General features: G+C 72.3%; 10 protein-coding genes. 5 read left to right on the top strand and 5 right to left on the bottom strand.

The features are described 5' to 3' along the window. Positions 1-12 precede the first annotated feature (12 nt). Entirely contained in the window at positions 13-315 is a 303-nt protein-coding gene (locus BM013_RS11500; protein WP_093126686.1) for a hypothetical protein, read from the top strand. Between the two features lie 4 nt (positions 316-319). On the opposite strand, the gene BM013_RS41190 is transcribed toward BM013_RS11500, so the two are convergent. Together BM013_RS41190 and BM013_RS11490 are read right to left on the bottom strand one after the other, a co-directional pair. Further along, positions 320-640 carry a polysaccharide deacetylase gene (locus tag BM013_RS41190; RefSeq protein WP_177206281.1) on the bottom strand — a complete coding sequence of 107 codons (321 nt, stop codon included), beginning with the start codon at positions 638-640 and terminating at the stop codon, positions 320-322. Positions 641-756: 116 nt separating this feature from the next. Next, positions 757-1461, bottom strand: a complete 705-nt coding sequence (locus BM013_RS11490; protein WP_093126684.1) for an aspartate/glutamate racemase family protein — start codon at positions 1459-1461, stop codon at positions 757-759. Positions 1462-1584: 123 nt separating this feature from the next. Here BM013_RS11490 and BM013_RS11485 point away from each other — a divergent pair, with 123 nt between their 5' ends. After that, complete coding sequence (locus BM013_RS11485; protein WP_093126681.1) at positions 1585-2166, top strand: helix-turn-helix domain-containing protein; 582 nt, start codon at positions 1585-1587, stop codon at positions 2164-2166. A 32-nt stretch (positions 2167-2198) separates the two neighbouring features. Here BM013_RS11485 and BM013_RS11480 read toward each other — a convergent pair whose 3' ends face one another. Continuing rightward, the gene (locus BM013_RS11480; RefSeq protein WP_093126680.1) at positions 2199-2432 is read right to left on the bottom strand and encodes a hypothetical protein; all 234 of its coding nucleotides are present in this window, start codon (positions 2430-2432) and stop codon (positions 2199-2201) included. Positions 2433-2603: 171 nt separating this feature from the next. Here BM013_RS11480 and BM013_RS11475 point away from each other — a divergent pair, with 171 nt between their 5' ends. Beyond that, positions 2604-3221: a LexA family protein gene (locus BM013_RS11475; protein ID WP_143072385.1), complete on the top strand. Its 618-nt coding sequence runs from the start codon at positions 2604-2606 to the stop codon at positions 3219-3221. Positions 3222-3352: 131 nt separating this feature from the next. Then, the gene (locus tag BM013_RS11470; protein WP_093126676.1) at positions 3353-3589 is read left to right on the top strand and encodes a hypothetical protein; all 237 of its coding nucleotides are present in this window, start codon (positions 3353-3355) and stop codon (positions 3587-3589) included. A gap of 40 nt (positions 3590-3629) precedes the next feature. Here the strand turns inward: BM013_RS11470 and BM013_RS11465 are convergent, their stop codons facing one another. Both BM013_RS11465 and BM013_RS11460 read right to left on the bottom strand, forming a co-directional pair. After that, positions 3630-4472: an amidohydrolase family protein gene (locus BM013_RS11465; RefSeq protein WP_093126674.1), complete on the bottom strand. Its 843-nt coding sequence runs from the start codon at positions 4470-4472 to the stop codon at positions 3630-3632. A gap of 11 nt (positions 4473-4483) precedes the next feature. Further along, on the bottom strand, positions 4484-5914 hold the full coding sequence (locus BM013_RS11460) for an MFS transporter (RefSeq protein WP_093126671.1): 1431 nt from the start codon (positions 5912-5914) through the stop codon (positions 4484-4486). 388 nt (positions 5915-6302) lie between these two features. On the opposite strand from BM013_RS11460, the gene BM013_RS11450 reads away from it, so the two are divergent. Beyond that, the gene (locus BM013_RS11450; protein WP_218153650.1) at positions 6303-20336 is read left to right on the top strand and encodes an Ig-like domain-containing protein; all 14034 of its coding nucleotides are present in this window, start codon (positions 6303-6305) and stop codon (positions 20334-20336) included. The last annotated feature ends 1 nt before the right edge of the window (position 20337 follow it).

The following is a 20337-nucleotide window of genomic DNA, read 5'->3' as shown; positions in this document are numbered from 1 at the left end:
CGAGGCCCCGCCATGCGCGACCTACGCGACATTCCCATCACGGTTCCGCTGGTCGACATCGCGCAGGCGCTGGCCGCGGCGGGCTGCCCGGTCGACCACCAGGGCCGCTACCAGCTCTACGAGGAGTGGGCGCGCGATTTCCAGGCCGACTTCGAGGCCCGCGCCGCGGCCGGCCGCAAGCCGGGGCGCACCTACCTGCGCGACGTGACGGCGTTCGCGCTGCGCCGCGCGGCGGCCTATGGCTTCGAGGCGCGCAGCGAAGACTTCGGCGCGCGGCTGTGCAGCGAGGCGCGGCTGATCGCCGGCGTGCGCTGAGTCTTCAGCGGCAGGCCGGCGGCCTGCTGCGCGGGCGGTGCCAGGGCGAGGGCAGCGGCGACGGCGCGCCCTCGTGGAAGTCGCCCTGGTGCGGCAGGCGGGGCGAGGCGGTTTCGATGTCGGGCTCCTGCCGCTCCTCGGCGGCGTCAAGCACCCACTGCAGTTCGCTGGGGTGGAACGGCCGGGAGTAGGTGCCGCCGTCGAGCTTCACGCGAAGCACGAAGCCCCGCACCGAGGTCACCGCGCCCGGTTGCCCGTTGACCAGCACCCGCGCGCCGCGACGGGCGGGCACGTTGAACTGGTCGCGTATCGCTTCGTAGGTCATCCAGGTTTCCTTGCATCAGCGTCCCGATCTCACAGTCCCTGGTTCGGTCGAAGCAGCATACGCGCGCCACGGGCGCGGCTGCAACAGAAAGCGACGCGCCCGGCCCGCCGCCAGCCTCAGGACAAACCCGGGGCGGTTGCGCGGCGCAAGGCGGCGCGCGCCAGCAGGCGCGTCGAGTCGAGCGTGGGCAGGGCCGAGTTGCCGTCGTCCAGCACCAGCGGCAGTTCGGTGCAGCCCAGCACCACGGCGTCGCAGCCGCGCGCCTTCAGGCCTTCGATCATCTGCTGGAGCACCGCGGTCGACGCCGCGCGGAACACGCCGCGCACCAGCTCGTCCATGATGATGCGGCCGAGCTCGGCGCGCTCGGGCGCCTCGGGCTTCACGGCGGCCAGGCCCGCCGCGGCCAGCGCCTGCGGATAGACCTCGCTGCCCACCAGCCAGTGCGTGCCCAGCACGCCCACGCGACTGAAACCGCGCGCGGCCGCCTCGGCCGCCACCACCTCCGCGATGTGCAGCCACGGCAGCGGCGAGTGCGGCCGCACCAGGTGCATGGCCTGGTGGATCGTGTTGTCGGGGCACACCAGGAAGTCCGCGCCCGCCGCGGCCAGCTTGCCGGCCGACGACAGCATCAGCTGCGCCACGCCTTGCATGTCGCCGCGGTCGAGCAGCTCGACGTAGGTGGCGAGCGAGTGCGTGTGCATCGAGACCTCGGGGTGCGCGTGCGGCGCGCCCATGTGCGCGGCGCCTTCCACGCAAAGCGTGCGGTAGCAGAGCGCGGCGCCCTCGGCCGAGCAACCGACCACGCCGATGTGCAGTGACATGACAGGACTCCTGGGAAAAGTGGAAACGGAAGAACGAACGGCAAAACGAACGATCGACCGGTATGGTGAACGCCCTAGAATCGTTCGTCAAGCCGAACGAACGCGCATCAAAGCGAACACCCCATGGACCTGTCCACCACCTTCGAAAGCAGACCCGCGGCCGATCCGCTCGGCGCCATGGCGGCGTCGATCAAGCGTGAACGCGAGCGCGCGGGGCTGTCGCTGTCGGAACTCGCCAAGTCGGCGGGCGTGGCCAAGTCGACGCTGTCGCAGCTCGAGGCCGGTGTCGGCAACCCGAGCGTGGAAACGCTGTGGGCACTGGCGGCGGCGCTCGACGTGCCGGTGAGCCGGCTGATCGAGGCGCCGCGTGCGCGCGTGGGCGTGATCCGTGCGGGCGAGGGCCCGAGCACGCGCGCCGAGCGCGGCAACTACGTGGCCACGCTGCTGGCCGCCTCACCGGCGCATGCGCGGCGCGACATCTACCGCCTGCGCGTGCAGCCCGGCAAGCCGCGCGTCTCCAAGCCGCACATGCCGGGCACCACCGAGCACCTGGTGCTGGCCACGGGCCGCGCGAGGGTGGGGCCGGTCGATGCGCCGGTGGAGCTGTTCCCCGGCGACTTCATCAGCTATGCGGGCGACGTGCCCCACCTGTTCGAGGCGCTGGAGCCGGAGACCACGGCGGTCATCGTGATCGAGCACGCTTAGCGCGTGCTGGACATGCAGCACGGTGGCCCCGGCTAGCGGGACTGCCACTCGGCGAGCCAAGACTCGACGCGCAGCTTCACCGCCTTCAGTGCCCCAGCGCGGTCCTTGCGCAGGCCGGGCAAGGTCAGGTGGCACATGTTCTGACCGCGGCGGCGCAGCAGCCCGGCGCCGCTGAACTCGCCCGCGGCGTCGCGGCTCATGCGCAGTTCGAAGGTCCATCCGGCCGGCAGCAGGGGGTTGCATTCCGGGCCGAGGTCTGTGTCCATGTCGGGCCTCTCGAGGGGGATCCTGTGGACCAAGACGGCCAGCATAGACCTGTGCCGAGGCGCCGGGGTGCACGAGGGCACAAAAACCACGAACGCGACCCCTGCAAGGCTTGCAAGAATGCCTATCGAAGATTTATTTTCTATCTTCGTGAAGTCCTAGCCTCGCCAACTATGAGCATTCATAGACTGATTCGAGAAGGGCGCCAGCGTCTGGGCATGAGCGAGCAGCAGTTCGCCGATGCCGTCGGGGTCAGTCGGGGTGCGGTGCAGCAGTGGGAGAAGCCCGGCGGCACCGCCCCCAAGCGCACCAACCAGCCGCATGTGGCCCGCCTGCTCGGCATCTCCGTGGCCGAGCTGCTGTCCGGGGGATCGAACATCGGCCCGGGCGTGGGCGCGCGCGCCGAAGTGCCGCTGGTCTCCGAAGTGGTGGCCGGCAACTACACCGTCATCGACAACTACAAGCCGAAGAACCAGTTCGAGACCGTGCCCGTCACGGTGCCCGTGAAGCGCCACACCTACGCCCTGCGCGTGAGCGGCGACAGCATGGTGAGCGAGACCGGCGACTCGTTTCCCGAAGGCGCCATCGTCATCGTCGAACCCGAGATGGAGGCCGTGCCGGGCGACTACGTGATTGCGCTGAACGCGAACAACGAGACCACGTTCAAGCAGCTCGTGAAGGACGGCGGCGAGCTCTACCTGAAGCCGCTGAACACCCGCTACCCCATTCGGCCGCTGGGCAAGGCCGCGATCATCGGCGTGGTGCGGGAGTTCTCCAAGCGCTTCCGGTAGTGGCGCGCGCAGGGGCTGAGGGTTGTGGAAAGCAGGCGTTATGGATAGATTTGCCTGCGTTTGATTAATTTTCTATCCGACTGAACAGGCGGCTGCCGCAGGCCTTGGGGCCGTACCCGGCGCCTGACCCCATGGCCATCCAAAGCGAGGAGCACGTGTTCGCGCACCGCGGCTGGACGATCGTCGTCCGGCTGACGGTGGTGCGCGCGGGCGAATGCGTGGCCGGCCATGCCGACCTGCACGAGAACGGCGCGCACCGCTGCCGCCTCGTGTCGGCCAGCGTGATGTCGGACCCGGTGGAGACCATCGTGCAGCTCGACGCGCGCTCGCGCCTGTACATCGACGAGTGGATCGCGCGGCATCCATAGCGGCCGGCGCATTGCGCCGGTTGCACCCGCTGCCGCCGTGTCAGTCCTGCTTGCCGAAACCGAACAGCCGCGCCGGCGTGTCCATGAGGATCCCGCGGCGGTCGGCCTCCAGCGGCACGCTGCGCTCGAACACCTTGAGCAGCGTGCCGTAGTCGAGCCGGCGCGTCGCGCGCACATGCGGCCAGTCGGAACCCCACAGGCAGTTGGCGGGGCCGAACGCGGCCAGCAGCGCGGCGGTGAAGGGCTGTGCGTCGGCGTACGGCAAGGCCTCGCGCGAGAACTTGTCGTAGCCCGACAGCTTGACCGCGCAGCGCCCGCCCGGTGCCATGGCCAGCAAGGCCTGGAAGCCGGGGCTCGCCAGGCCTTGCGACACGTCGGGCCGGCCGTGGTGGTCGACCAGCAGCTGCGCGCCGCAGCCGAGCAGGCGCGGCGCGAGCTGCGCCATCTGGTTGCCCTCGACCTGCACCTGCACGCACATGCCGAGCGCGGCCAGGCGCTCCCACAGCGCGTCGGCGTCGGCATAGTGAGCGAGGCCGAGCAGCGCCATGTTGAAGGCGATGCCCACCACGCCCTGCGCGCGCAGGTCTTCGAGCTGCGCGCGCGATGCGTCGTTCTCGACCACCGCGATGCCCTTGAAGCGGCCCTGGCCGCGGCGGATCGCGTCGAGCATGCAGCGGTTGTCGGTGCCGTAGCCCGAGTTGGGGCCGACCAGCAGCGCGTGCGGCACGCCGTAGGCGTCCATCACCTCGGTGAAACAGGCGGCCGTGGCGATCTCGCCGCCCGCGGGTTCGTAGAAGACGCCCGGCGCATACGGGAACGACGCGGGGTCGAACAGGTGGCAGTGGCAGTCGGTCTTGGGGGTGGAAAAGATGGAGGCGTCCATGGCGTGGATTTTCAACGCGCGCCGCGCTGCCCGGCCGACACCGCCGCGCCCGCATGCCGGTCCAGCCGCAGCGACATCAGCGTGGCCGCCGTCATGAGCGCGCCCACCACGTACCACGCATGATGAAAGTCCACCAGCTGCACCGCCGGCGCGCCGCGCAGCGCCTTCGACGCGCCGAGCACCATCGCGCCCAGTGCCACGCCGAGCGCGAGCGACACCTGCTGGAGCATCGTGCCGAGCGTGCTCGCGCCGGCGCGCGCGCTGTCGGGCACGTCGGCAAAGGCCAGCGTGTTGATCGCCGTGTAGTTCATCGAGCGCGCCATGCCCGCCACGAACAGCAGCACGCAGACCCACGGCAGCGGGTCGCCGGGCGCGAGCAGCCCGCAGGCGAACAGCGTGGCGGCGCAGATGGCGCCGTTCACCGCCAGCACGTTGCGAAAGCCGAAGCGCCGCAGCACCGCGGTGGTGGCGCTCTTCATCACGAGGTTGCCGCCCATGTACACCAGCAGCATCGAGCCGGCCTGGAACGCCGTCATGCCGAAGCCGATCTGGAACATCAGCGGCAGCAGGAAGGGCGAGGCGTTGATCGCCACGCGCGAGACGAAGCCGGCCGTGGCGGTGGCCAGCGCATAGGTGGGCACGGCCAGCGCGCGCAGGTCGAGCATGGGCGCCGCCGCGCGCCGCGCATGGCGCACCGCGGCGGCCCCGGCCAGCGCGCCGCCCGCCAGCAGGCCGAGCGTGAGGGGCGAGCCCGGCTGCGCGCCGCCCAGCCGCGTGAGGCCCTCGACCAGCGCGGCCAGCGCCACGGCGGTCAGCACGAAGCCGGTGGCGTCGAAGCGCGTGGGCGCCGCGTCGGTGCGGCGCGGAAAGAGCCGCAGGATCAGCCACAGCCCCGCCAGGCCCAGCGGCACGTTGAGCAGGAAGATCCAGTGCCACGACGCGTGCGTGGCAATCAGCCCGCCCAGCGGCGGGCCGAGCACCGGCGCAATGAGGCCGGGCCAGGTGATGGTGCCGATGGCCTCGATCAGCCGGTGCTTGGGCGTTTCGCGCAGCACCACCAGCCGCCCGACCGGCGACATGAACGCCGCCGCCGCGCCCTGCAGCACGCGCGCCGCCACCAGCACCTCGAAGGTGGGCGCCAGCCCGCACAGCAGCGAGGCCAGCGTGAAGGTGCCGACCGCCAGCGCGAACACGCGCCGCGCGCCGAAGCGCCCGGCGCACCAGCCCGCCGCGGGCACCAGCGCCGCCATCGCGATCAGGTAGACGGTGACGGCCAAGCTGGCGTCGAGCGCGCCGATGCCGAAGCCCGCGCCGATGGCCGGCAGCGCCGTGACGATGACGGTGGCGTCCAGCGTCTCCATGAAGAAGGCCGCGGCCACCGTGAGGGCGATGCGCTTGGAGGCGCTGTCCGTGGCCTCGGCGGGCCTGGCGATGTCTGTCATGAGGCGAAGTCTGACACCGGGTGGCGCCAGTTGCCTACAGCGGGGCTGTGGCGGCTTGGCGAGCATCCGGCGCCCCGAATTGAGCGCAAGGCAATTGCCAGATGAATTCCGGCAATTCAGGGGGGTCAGGGTATTTGCCCATGGTTATTTCGCTAATTGAGTTGGGCCGGCCACATGTATTCTTTGTTTCTATATGTGAATCAAAAGGGTCTGTATTTGCGATAAATCCTATTTAAAAAGCATTACTTTTTGAATCTCGTTTCAATTTCTTCCATGAAATCGAAGACTTAGCGTTGCATTGCAAATTCTGTCAACGTTGTTAAATTATGTTTTCAACGGCGCCTCCGGGAGCCTCTGAATAACGAATTGAACTGACAGCGGAGGCGGAATGGTCTCATTGGAAGTCATCGGAAAAAGCGGCGGTGCGGTCAATAAACTGGCGGCATCGAGCGAGGTTTTTCTTACAGAGGCGTCGGTTGTCCGTATCGACCTGCCGCGTGCGTCGGTCAGGGGCATGCGCAGGGTGGGCAACGACCTGGTCATCACGACCACCGCGGGCGAGACCGTCACGGTGCACGACTTCTTCGCCTGGCCCGGCGAGGTGCACAGCGACCTGGTGCTCTCCGACGGCGGCGGCGGCCAGTGGCTGGCCGGCCTGAGCGAAGGGCAGGGCGAACTCGCGGTCGGCTACACGGGCATCGATTCGGTCGAGCCGCTGATGCTGCATGCCTCGGCCGGCGCGGGATGGGGCGGCGCGCTGCCCTGGGTGATCGGCGGCGGCCTGCTGGCCGGTGCGGCCGTTGCGAACGGCGGCGGCGGGGGCGACGACCCCGGCATCGCGCCGTTTCCGCCTGCCGCACCGCCGCCCGCACCACCACCCGCACCTCCACCCGCACCCGGCATGCCCGGCGACACCACCCCGCCCGAGCGGCCCACCAGCCGCCCGAGCAACGGCACCGCCGTCACCGGCACCGCCGAGCCCGGTGCGCTGGTCAGCGTCGTCGACGCCGCCGGCCATGTGCTCGGCAGCACGACGGCCGCGCCCGACGGCAGCTACACCGTCACCCTTTCCACGACGCCGCCCAACGGCGCGGTGCTCCAGGTGGTGGCCACCGACCCGGCCGGCAACGCGAGCCCGCCGGCCACGGTGACGGTCGACAGCGCCGCGCCGGCCGCGCCCGTGCTCAATCCGACCGACGGCAGCCCGATCACGGGCCTCGCGGAGGCGGGCTCGGTGGTCACGCTGAGCACGGCGGCGGGCGAGGTCATCGGCAGCGTCACGGCGGGGGCGGACGGCAGCTTCAGCTTCACGCCCGCCACGCCGCTGGCGGCGGGCACGTCCATCCGCGCGGTGGCGCGCGACGCGGCCGGCAACACCAGCGCGCAGGCCTCGGCCACCATCGAGGCCACGTCGCCCACGCCCACGGTCGACGCGACCGACGGCAGCCCCATCACCGGCACGGCCGAGCCCGGCGCGGTGGTCACGGTGACCGACGGCGCCGGCCACGTGATCGGCAGCGCCACGGTGGCGTCCGACGGCAGCTACAGCGTCACGCCCGCCAGCACGCCGCCCAACGGCACGGTGCTCAGCGTGGTCGCGACCGACGCGGGCGGCCAGCAGAGCCCGCCCGCCACCGTGACCGTGGACAGCGTGCCGCCCAACGCGCCGACCGTGCTGCCGACCGACGGCAGCCCGATCACGGGCACCGCCGAAGCGGGTTCGCTGGTGGTCGTGAAGGACGGCGCGGGCACGGTCATCGGCAGCGCCGCCGCGCTGGGCAACGGCACCTACAGCATCACGCCCGCCACCACGCCGCCGAACGGCACGGTGCTGCACGTCACGGCCAGCGACGCGGCCGGCAACACCAGCGCCGAAGCCACCGGCACGGTCGACAGCGCGGCGCCGCCCACGCCCACCATCGCCGCGACCGACGGCAGCCCGATCACCGGCACGGCCGAAGCGGGCGCCGTCGTCACCATCAGGGACGCCGGCGGCACCGTCATCGGCAGTGCCACCGTGCTGGGCGACGGCACCTACAGCATCACGCCCGCCACGACACCGCCGAACGGCACCGTGCTGCACGCCACCGCGACCGACGCCGCCGGCAACACCAGCGCGCAGGCCACCGCCACGGTCGACAGCGCGCCGCCTCCCGCACCCACGCTCAATGCGACCGATGGCAGCCCGATCACCGGCACGGCCGAGGCGGGCGCGCTGGTAGTCGTGAAGGACGGCGCGGGCACAGTCATCGGCAGCGCCACCGCGCTGGGCGACGGCACCTACAGCATCACGCCGGCCACCACGCCGCCGAACGGCACGGTGCTGCGCGCCACCGCGACCGACGCGGCCGGCAACACCAGCGCCGAGGCCACCGGCGCGGTCGACAGCGTGCCGCCCAATGCGCCGACCGTGCTGCCGACCGACGGCAGCCCCATCACCGGCACCGCCGAAGCGGGTTCGCTGGTGGTCGTGAAGGACGGCGCGGGCACCGTCATCGGCAGCGCCACGGCGCTGGGCGACGGCACGTACAGCATCACGCCGGCCACCACGCCGCCCAACGGCACCGTGCTGCACGTCACCGCGGCCGACGCGGCCGGCAACACCAGCGCCGAAGCCACCGGCACGGTCGACAGCGTGGCGCCGCCCACGCCCACCATCGCCGCGACGGACGGCAGCCCGATCACCGGCACGGCCGAAGCGGGTTCGGTGGTCATCGTGAAAGACGGCGCGGGCACCGTCATCGGCAGCGCCACCGTGCTGGGCGACGGCAGCTACAGCATCGTGCCCGCCACGACGCCGCCGAACGGCACCGTGCTGCACGCCACCGCAACCGATGCGGCCGGCAACACCAGCGGGCAGGCCACCGCCACGGTCGACAGCGCGCCACCCATTGCACCCACGGTGAATGCGACCGACGGCAGCCCGATCACCGGCACGGCCGAGGCGGGCGCGCTGGTGGTGGTGAAGGACGGCGCGGGCACGGTCATCGGCAGCGCCACCGCACTGGGCGACGGCACCTACAGCATCACGCCCGCCGGCACGCCGCCCAACGGCACCGTGCTGCACGTCACGGCCACCGACGCGGCCGGCAACACCGGGCCCGAGGCGACCACCACGGTCGACAGCGTGCCGCCCAACGTGCCGACGCTGAACGCGACCGACGGCAGCCCGATCACCGGCATGGCCGAGCCGGGTTCGGTGGTCATCGTGAAGGACGGCGCGGGCACGGTCATCGGCAGCGCCACCGCGCTGGGCGACGGCACCTACAGCATCACGCCCGCCACCACGCCGCCCAACGGCACCGTGCTGCACGCCACCGCCGCCGACGCGGCCGGCAACACCAGCGCCGAGGTCACCGGCGCGGTCGACAGCGCGCCGCCCGCCGCGCCCACCATCGCGCCGACCGACGGCAGCCCGATCACCGGCAGCGCCGAAGCGGGTTCGCTGGTCACCATCACCGACGGCGCTGGCACGGTCATCGGCAGCGTCACGGCGCTGGGCAACGGCACCTACAGCCTCACGCCCGCGAGCACGCCGGCCAACGGCACGGTGCTGCACGTCACGGCCACCGACGCGGCCGGCAACACCAGCCCCGAGGCCACCGCCACTGTCGACAGCGCGGCGCCGGCCATCGGCGTGAGCATCGTCAGCGACGCCAACGGCGACGGCTTCATCAACGCCGCGGAGCTGAGCGCCGGCGTGACCGTGCGGGTCTCGCTGGTGTCCGGCGCGGCGGTGGGCGACACGGTCGAGGCCACCGACGGCACCACCACCTCGAGCGTGACGCTCGGCGCGGCCGACCTGGCCAACGGCTTCGTCGACTTCAGCTTCGCCAACCCGCCCGAAGGCGCCACGCTCACCGTGAGCGCGACCAGCCGCGACGCGGCCGGCAACGTCTCGGCGCCGCCCGTCGGCGCCAGCGCGGTGGTCGACACCGTGCTGGCCACGCCGGGCCTCACGGTCGCCAGCATCACCTCCGACAACATCGTCAATGCGGCCGAGGCCGGCGGCACCGTGGCCGTCACGGGCGGCAGCACCGGCACGCAGGCCGGCAACGTGGTCACGCTGGTGGTCAACGGCGTGAGCTACAGCGCCACGGTCGACGCCGGTGGCAACTGGCACATCGACGTGGCCGGCAGCGACCTGGTGGCCGACGCGGACCACGCCGTGGCCGCCAGCGTGGCCGCCACCGACGCGGCCGGCAACACCGCCAGCGGCACGGCCAGCCAGGCCTACGGCGTGAGCGTGGCCACGCCGGTGGTCACCATCGGCTCGCCCATCGCGGGCGACGGCCTGGTCAACGCGGCGGAAGACGGCGCGCTGGTGGTCGGCGGCACCACGGCGAACATCGAGAACGGGCAGGTCGTCACCGTCACCTTCAGCGACGGCACCCACAGCGTCACCGCCACCGCGGTGGTGGCGGGCAACGCCTGGACGGCCACCGCGGCCGACATCAGCGGCCTGGTCAACGGCCCCGTCACCGTCCGCGTGGAGGTGCAGGACACGGCGCTCAACACCGCGGTCGACACCCGCACCGTGACGCTCGACAACGCCGCGCCCACGCAGACGGCGGCGCTGCTGGGCTTCGCCGACGACGTGGGCACGCAGCAGAACGGCAACTTCCCCGCGGGCACGCCGACCGACGACACCACGCCGGTGCTCAACGGCAGCCTGAGCGCGGCGCTCGGCGCCGGCGAGGTGGTGCGCATCTACGACGGCGCCACGCTGGTGGGCACCGCCACGGTGACCGGCACCGCCTGGACCTTCGCGCCGCCCGCGCTGGCCGGCGGCAGCAGCCACACCTACACGGCGGTGGTGGCCGATGCGGCGGGCAACGAGGGCACGCCGTCGGCGGGCTGCACGCTCACGGTGGACACCACCGCGCCGGTGCAGACCGCGGCGTTCACCGGCTACACCGACGACGCCGGCACCAACGTGGGCCCCTTCCCCGCGGGCACGCCGACCGACGACACCACGCCCGCGCTCAACGGCGCGCTGAGCGCAACGCTCGGCACGGGCGAGGTGGTGCGCATCTACGACGGCGCCACGCTGGTGGGCACCGCCACGGTCACGGGCACCGCCTGGACCTTCACGCCGCCCGCGCTGGCCGACGGCAGCACGCACAGCTACACGGCCGTGGTGGCCGATGCCGCGGGCAACGAAGGCACGGCGTCGCCGCCGTTCACGCTCGCCGTGGACACCACCGCGCCCACGCAGACCGCCACGCTCACGGGCTACACCGACGATATCGGCACGCAGCAGGGCCCTTTCCCCGCGGGCACGCCGACGGACGACACCACGCCGGTGCTCAACGGCACGCTGAGCGCGGCGCTGGGCGCGGGCGACGTGGTGCGCATCTACGACGGCGCCACGCTGGTCGGCACCGCCACGGTCAACGGCACGGCCTGGACCTTCGCGCCACCCGCGCTCGCCGACGGCACCACCCACACCTATACGGCGGTCGTCGCCGATGCGGCCGGCAACGAGGGCGCGCCCTCCGCGGTCTTCACGCTCACGGTCGACACCAGCGCACCGGCGCAGACCGCCGCGCTCACGGGCTACACCGACGACGCCGGCACCGACGTGGGTCCCTTCCCCGCGGGCACGCCGACCGACGACACCACGCCCGTGCTCAACGGCACGCTGAGCGCAACGCTCGGCACGGGCGACGTGGTGCGCATCTATGAAGGCACGACGCTGGTGGGCACGGCCACGGTCAACGGCACCGCCTGGAGCTTCGCGCCACCCGCGCTGGCCGACGGCAGCACCCACACCTACACGGCCGTGGTGGCCGACGCCGCGGGCAACGAGGGCACGCGCTCCGCGGGCTTCACGCTCACGGTCGACACCACGCCGCCCACGCAGACCGCCGCCATCTCGACCTACACCGACGACGTGGGCAGCAACCAGGGCCCCTTCGGCAGCGGCAGCACAGACGACACCACGCCGGTGCTCGGCGGCACGCTGAGCGCGCCGCTCGGCGCGACGGACGTGGTGCGCATCTACGACGGCGCCACGCTGCTGGGCACGGCCACGGTCACCGGCAGCACCTGGACCTTCGCGCCCACCGCGCTGGCCAACGGCAGCACGCACAGCTACACGGCCGTGGTGGCCGACGCGGCCGGCAACCAGAGCGCGCCTTCGGCCGCCCTTGTGCTCACCATCGACACCACGCCGCCCGCGCAGACGGCGGCCATCGCCACCTACACCGACAACGCCGGCACCGACCGCGGCGATTTCGCCAGCGGCACCACCACCGACGACACCTCGCCGGTGCTCAACGGCACGCTGAGCGCGGCGCTGGCCGCGGGCGACGTGGTGCGCATCTACGAGAACGGCACGCTGCTGGGCACCGCCACCGTCTCGGGCACCGCGTGGAGCTTTGCCGCGCCGGGGCTCGTCAACGGCAGCACGCACACCTACACAGCCGTGGTGGCCGACGCCGCGGGCAACGAGGGCCCGGCCTCGGCGGACTTCACGCTGTCGGTGAGCACCACCGCGCCGGTGCAGACCGCGACCATCCAGAGCTACACCGACGACACCGGCACCAACCAGGGCCCGTTCGGCAGCGGCACCAGCACCGACGACACCGCGCCCGTGCTCAACGGCACGCTGAGCGCGCCGCCCGGCGCGGGCGACGTGCTGCGCATCTACGACGGCGCCGTGCTGCTCGGCACCGCCACGGTCAGCGGCACCGGCTGGAGCTTCGCGCTGCCCGCGCTGGCCGACGGCAGCAGCCACAGCTACACGGCCGTGCTGACCGACGCGGCCGGCAACGAGGGCACACCGTCGCCGGCCTTCACGCTCACCGCCGACACCAGCGCGCCGGCGCTCACCGCGAGCCTCACCGGCTACACCGACGACGCCGGCACCAACGTGGGCCCCTTCCCCGCGGGCACGCCGACCGACGACACCACGCCGGTGCTCAACGGCACGCTGAGCGGGCCGCTCGCCGCGGGCGACGTGGTGCGCATCTACGAAGGCGCCACGCTGCTGGGCACCGCCACCGTGAGCGGCACCAGCTGGAGCTTCGCGACCCCGCCGCTGGCCGGCGGCAGCAGCCACACCTACACGGCGGTGGTGGCCGATGCGGCGGGCAACGAGGGCACGCCGTCGGCGGGGCTCACGCTCACCATCGACACCACGGCCCCGGCGCAGACGGCCGGCATCGCCAGCTACACCGACAACGCCGGCACCGACCAGGCCGACTACGGCAGCGGCACCCCCACCGACGACACCACGCCGGTGCTCAACGGCACGCTGAGCGCGGCGCTGGGCGCGGGCGACGTGGTGCGCATCTACGACGGCGCCACGCTCGTAGGCACCGCCACCGTTGCCGGCACCGCGTGGACCTTCACGCCGCCCGTGCTCGCCGACGGCAGCACGCACAGCTACACCGCCGTGGTGGCCGATGCGGCAGGCAACGAAGGCACGGCCTCCGCGCCGTTCACGCTCACCATCGACACCGCCGCGCCGGTGCAGACCGCGAGCTTCACCAGCTACACCGACGACGCCGGCACCAACGCGGGCCCCTTCCCTTCGGGCACGCCGACCGACGACACCACGCCGGTGCTCAACGGCACGCTGAGCGCCGCGCTCGGTGCCGGCGAGGTGCTGCGCATCTACGACGGCGCGACGCTGGTGGGCACCGCCACGGTCAACGGCACCGCGTGGACCTTCGCGCCTTCCGCGCTCGCCAACGGCAGCACGCACAGCTACACGGCCGTGGTGGCCGATGCCGCGGGCAACCAGGGCACCGCGTCGCCGCCTTTCACGCTGAGCGTGGACACCACCGCACCCACGCAGGCCGCCGCGCTCACGGGCTACACCGACGACACCGGCACGCAGCAGGGACCGTTCCCATCGGGCACGCCGACCGACGACACCACGCCGGTGCTCAACGGCACGCTGAGCGCGGCGCTGGGCGCGGGCGACGTGGTGCGCATCTACGAAGGCGCCACGCTGGTCGGCACGGCCACGGTGAACGGCACCGCGTGGAGCTTCGCGACGCCTACGCTGGCCGACGGCAGCACCCACACCTACACGGCCGTGGTGGCCGACGCCGCGGGCAACGAGGGCACGCCGTCGGCGGGCCTCACGCTCACCATCGACGCCACGGCACCGGCGCAGACGGCCGGCATCGCCAGCTACACCGACAACGCCGGCACCAACCAGGCCGACTACGGCAGCGGCACCCCCACCGACGACACCACGCCGGTGCTCAACGGCACGCTGAGCGTGGCGCTGGGCGCGGGCGATGTGGTTCGCATCTACGAGGGCGCCACGCTGGTGGGCACCGCGACCGTTGCCGGCACCACGTGGACCTTCGCCGCGCCCGTGCTCGCCGACGGCAGCACGCACACCTACACCGCGGTGGTGGCCGACGCGGCGGGCAACGAGGGCGCGCCGTCGGCGGGCTTCACGCTCACGGTCGACACCACGCCGCCCATGCAGACCGCGGCCATCGCGAGCTACACCGACAACGCCGGCACCAACCAGGCCGACTACGGCAGCGGCAGCACCACCGACGACACCACGCCGGTGCTCAACGGCACGCTGAGCGCCGCGCTCGGCGCGACGGACGTGGTGCGCATCTACGACGGCGCGACCTTCCTGGGCACCGCCACGGTGACCGGCTCCACCTGGAGCTTCGCCGCGCCCGCGCTGGCCAACGGCAGCATCCACACCTACACGGCGGTGGTGGCCGATGCCGCGGGCAACCAGGGCACGGCATCGTCGGGCTTCACGCTGATCGTCGACACCACGCCGCCGGCGCAGGCCGCGGCCATCGCCAGCTACACCGACAACACCGGCACCAACCAGGGCCCCTTCGGCAGCGGCACCAGCACCGACGACACCACGCCCGTGCTCAACGGCACGCTCGGCGCGCCCATCGGCGCGTCCGACGTGGTGCGCATCTACGAAGGCGCGACGCTGCTGGGCACGGCCACCGTCACCGGCACCAGCTGGAGCTTCGCGTTGCCCACGCTGGCCGACGGCAGCACCCACACCTACACGGCCGTGGTGGCCGACGCCGCGGGCAACCAAGGCACGCCCTCGGCGGGCTTCACGCTCGCGGTCGACACCACGCCGCCCGTGCAGGCGGCGGCCATCGCCAGCTACACCGACAACGCGGGCACCAACCAGGGCCCCTTCGGCAGCGGCAGCGCCACCGACGACACCACGCCGGTGCTCAACGGCACGCTGGGCGCCGCGCTGGGCGCGGGCGAGGTGGTGCGCATCTACGACGGCGCCACGCTGGTCGGCACCGCCACCGTCGCGGGCACCGCGTGGACCTTCGCCACGCCCACGCTGGCCAACGGCAGCAGCCACACCTACACGGCCGTGGTGGCCGACGCGGCCGGCAACGAAGGCACGGCCTCGGCCGGCTTCACGCTCACGGTGGACACCACGCCGCCCGCGCAGACCCCGGCCATCGTCAACTACGCCGACAACGCGGGCAGCAACCAGGGCCCGTTCGGCAGCGGCACGGTCACCGACGACACCACGCCGGTGCTCAGCGGCACCTTGAGCGCAACGCTGGGCGCGGGCGACGTGGTGCGCATCTACGTAGGCGCTACGCTGCTGGGCACGGCCACCGTCACCGGCAGCACGTGGACCTTCGCGCCCACCGCGCTGGCCAATGGCAGCACGCACACCTACACCGCCGTGGTGGCCGACGCGGCCGGCAACCAGGGCGCGGCCTCGGGCGGCTTCACGCTCACCATCGACACCACGGCGCCCGCCCAGACGGCCGCCATCGCCACCTACACCGACAACGCCGGCACCAACCAGGGCCCCTTCGGCAGCGGCACCAGCACCGACGACACCACGCCCGTGCTCAACGGCACGCTGAGCGCGGCCCTGTCCGCGGGCGACGTGGTGCGCATCTACGACGGCGCCACGCTGGTGGGCACCGCCACCGTCGCCGGCACCGCGTGGACCTTCGCGCCGCCGGCGCTCGCCAACGGCAGCAGCCACAGCTACACCGCGGTGGTGGCCGACCCGGCGGGCAACGAATCGGCGCCTTCCGCGCCGTTCACGCTCGCGGTGGACACCACGCCGCCGGCGCAGACCGCGCTCATCGTCAGCTACACCGACGACGTGGGCCTCAACCTCGGCCCCTTCGGCAGCGGCGTTCCCACCGACGACACCACGCCGGTGCTCAACGGCACGCTGAGCGCGGCGCTCGGCGCGGGCGAGGTGGTGCGCATCTACGACGGCGCCACGCTCATCGGCACCGCCACCGTCGCGGGCACCGCATGGAGCTTCGCGCCCGTCGCGCTGGCCGGCGGCAGCACCCACGTGTACACCGCCGTGGTGGCCGACGCGGCCGGCAACGAGAGCGCGGCCTCGGCGTCGTTCACGCTCACGGTGGACGTCACCGCGCCGACAGCCGCCATCGACATCGCCTCGATCAGCGACGACACCGGCAGCAGCCTCACCGACTTCCTCACGCGCGACACCTCGCTCACCGTCAACGGCACGGTGGGCACGCTGGGCGCGGGCGAGCGGGCGCAGATCAGCATCGACGGCACCACCTGGGTCGACCTTGCCGTGGTCGGCGGGGCCTGGTCGTTCACGGATGCGCGCGTGCTCGCGGGCGGCAGCTACACCTACCGCGTGCGGGTGATCGACGCGGCCGGCAACCTCGGGCCGGTCGACTCGCAGGTGGTGGTGGTCGACGTCACGGCGCCCACGCAGGTGGCGGCCATTGCCAGCTTCACCGACAACCTGGGTGCGGCGGTCGGCAACTTCCTGAGCGGCGCCATCACCGACGACACCACGCCGGTGCTCAACGGCACCCTCAGCGCCGGCGTGGCCGCGGGCGACACGCTGCGCATCTACCAGGACGGCGTGCTGGTGCGTTCCATCGTGCTCGCCGCCGGCCAGACCAGCTGGACCTACGCACCGCCGGTGCTGGGCTTCGGCCTGCACAGCTACACCACCACCCTCGTGGACGCGGCCGGCAACGAGAGCACGGCGGGCACGCCGTTCACGCTCACGGTGGACGCGCTGGCCACGCTCACCGCGCTGGCCACCGACACCGGCTTCTCGGTCGCGGGCGGTTTCTCGAACAGCAGCGACACGCTCAACACCGACCTGGTCACGCGCGACGCCACGCCGCTGCTGAGCGGCACCATCGGCCGGCCGCTGCAGGCCGACGAGGTGGTCACCGTCAGCCTGGACGGCGGCCTGACCTGGATCACGGTGCAGGACACCGACGGCACCACCGCCTGGAGCTACGCGCCGCCGGCCTTCGCCGCCGGCGCCACCATCGCCGCGCAGGTGCGCATCGAGAACGCCGCCAACGGCACGCACGGCAACGCGGTCACGACCAGCTTCACGGTCGACCTTTCCGCGCCGGTGCCGTCGCTCAGCGCGCCCGACTTCGTGAACGCCGCGGCCATCGACTCCGACGGCGACAAGACCATCGCCGCGGGCACGGCCGTGTTCGGCAGCACGGTGGACGGCACGGTCGAGGCGGGCGCCACGGTGGCGCTGATCAACGACGTGAACCACGACGGCATCTACACCGAGGGCGTGGACGTGGTGCTGGGCACGGCCGTGGCCGGGGCGGGCGGCGCATGGACGATATCGGCCGCGCTGGCCGCGTCGGCCAGCCCGTACCACCTGGGCTACGTGGTGTGGGACGCCGCGGGCAACCGCACCGGCCTGAGCGCCACCAGCGAGGTCGACGTGGTGGCCACGCTCGACCATCTCGCCGCCGCCAACGGCGCGCACGGCACCAGCAACACCACCGGCATCGGCGGCGCCATGGCGATCAACCTGCTGGGCAACTGGAGCTTCGTGGGCGACCAGGCGGTCTACAACGGCACCTCGCAAAGCGCCTACACCACCACCGACCTCGCGCTGCAGCTGCTCTCGGGCGGCACGTCGACCGCGTATTCGTTCTTCGACTACAACCTGGACGGCCTGCTCGACGTGATCGGCACCGACAACAACGCCGGCGGCGTCAACAGCACGCCGCTGTGGGCGGGCTCGGCGCTCGGCTACGTGCCCGGCGCGGCGGCCACCGGGCTGACCGGCGTGTCCAACGGCGGCGTGGCGGTGCTCGACATGGACGGCGACGGCTTCCTGGACGCGATCGTCGGCGACGGCGCGGGCGACTCCGCCTCGTTCCTGAAGAACGACGGCCTGGGCGTGTTCACGCCCTACGGCAACAGCACCGGCATCGGCCTCACGGCGGCGGGCATCGCGAACCTGCAGACCGGGCGCGAGGTCTCGGGCGTGGACCTGAACAACGACGGGCGCGTGGACATCGCGCTGCACAGCACCACCACCACCACGCTGGGCAACAACAACGACTTCACGCTGACCTTGCTGACCAACAACGGCAAGAGCAGCCTCAACGGCGCGAACTGGACCGAGGCGCAGGCCATCAACGACGTGTTCGCCACCAACGCCGCCACCGGCAACAGCACCGACGCGGTCTCGCTCACCTGGGCCGACTTCAACGGCGACGGCTACCTCGACCTGTTCGTCAACAGCAGCCGCGCGGGCGCGGCCAGCAAGGTCTACGTGAACAACGCGGGCACGCTGTCGACCACCGGCGTGGCGGTGGCCGGCGACACGCTGGCCGGCGACGCCTCGGTGGCGCTCGACTGGAACGGCGACGGCCGCATGGACGCGATCGAGCTCGACCATGCCACCGGCGTGGCCAACCTCTACACCAACAGCGGCAACGTGGCCGCCGGCGGCTGGGCCACGCGCCAGCTCGCCGACCTGGCCGACAACGCGGCCAACAGCATCGCCGCGGCCGACTACGACTGGGACGGCGACGTCGACCTGCTGGTGGGCATGAACGGCAACACCGCCACGCAAATCATCGCCAACACCAACCAGGTGAAGGACGGCACCTCGTTGCACCTGCGCATCCTCAACGCCGAGGGCTTCAATGTCTACTACGGCAACACGGTGCAGGTGTACAACGCGGCCGGCACGCTGGTGTCGACGCAGATCCTCAACCCGCAGTCGGGCAACTGGGGCAACGACAGCTCGGGCATCGTCAACGTGTTCGGCCTGGACCCCACGCAGACCTACACCGTGAAGCTGCTGGCCAACAACAACGGCACGCCCACCACCTACCAGTGGAGCGTGACGCCGGGCGACGCCACCAGCGCGCAGCTGCTGACCACCTCCGACCTGACCACCGCGCTGCCCAACGTGATGACCGGCACCGGCTACGACGACACCTACGTGGTCACCAGCGTGGTGGGCGGCAGCGTGGTCTACAACGGCGGCGGCGGCTGGAGCGTGCCGCTGCTGCCGGGCGAGACCCGGACTTGGTCGGCCACCGGCGGCATGGACATCGTGGACTTCCGCAACGCCAGCAGCGGCGTGGGCGTGGACCTCACCACCAACCTGGTGACGGGCTGGGGCATCCTGGGCACGGTGAACAACGTCGAGGGCGTGCGCGGCAGCGCGCTGGGCGACACCTTCGTCGGCAGCCTGGGCGACAACCTGTTCGAGGGCCGCGGCGGCAACGACACCTACTTCCTGGGCGTGGGCGGCGGCAACGACCGGCTGGTCTACAACCTGGTGAACGCGGCCGACAAGGCCACCGGCGGCAACGGCAGCGACGTGGTCAACGGCTTCACGCTGGGCAGCTTCGCCAACGCGGCCAGCACCGACGCCGACCTGATCGACCTGGGCGGCGTGCTCGCGGGCTACACCGGCACCGCGCACGTGTACCGCGACGCGGCCAGCGGCAGCTACGTGCTGGACGCCTCGTCGGCCGCGCTGCTGAACTACATCCACGTGACCAACGCGGGCGGCAACACCTTCATTGCCATCGACACGGGCGGCACCGGCAGCTTCGGCGCGCCGATGATCACGCTGACCGGCGTGACGGTGTCGCTGGAGACGCTGCTGGCGAACGGGCAATTGCTGGTGGGTGGCACGAGCAGCACCGGCATCCAGTCGCTCGCGAGCATCGAGGCGCCCGCGGCGGACGACGCCGTGGCGCAGAAGGCGTCGCTGGCCGCGGTCGACACCACGGTGGCGGACCCCGCAGCCTCGAGCGAACCGGCGGCGACCACGGCCGAGCCCGCGGCCGGCAACGGCCACGAGACGCTGATGTTCAAGCTGCTGGTCGCGGCCAGCGACACCGGCGGCAACGCCTTCAGCGAACTGAACCACTTCCAGGTCGGCGCTTTCGAGAGCACGCCCGGCGCCGACCGCATCGACCTCTCGTCGCTGCTGACCGGCTACGCGGCCCACACCGGCGACCCGCTCGCCAACTACCTGCAGGTGACGCACACGGACGGCAACACCGTGCTGAGCATCGACCGCGACGGCGCGGGCAGCGCGCAGGCCATGACGCCGCTGCTGGCGCTCAACGGCGTGAACACCGACCTGGCGACGCTGCTCGCCAACCACCAGCTGGTGGTGGTCTGAG

This window comes from Variovorax sp. OK605, from assembly GCF_900115445.1.
Classification (GTDB): domain Bacteria; phylum Pseudomonadota; class Gammaproteobacteria; order Burkholderiales; family Burkholderiaceae_C; genus Variovorax.
The sequence above is the reverse complement of the archived record's forward strand: the minus strand, read 5'-3'. Positions and strand labels throughout refer to the sequence as shown.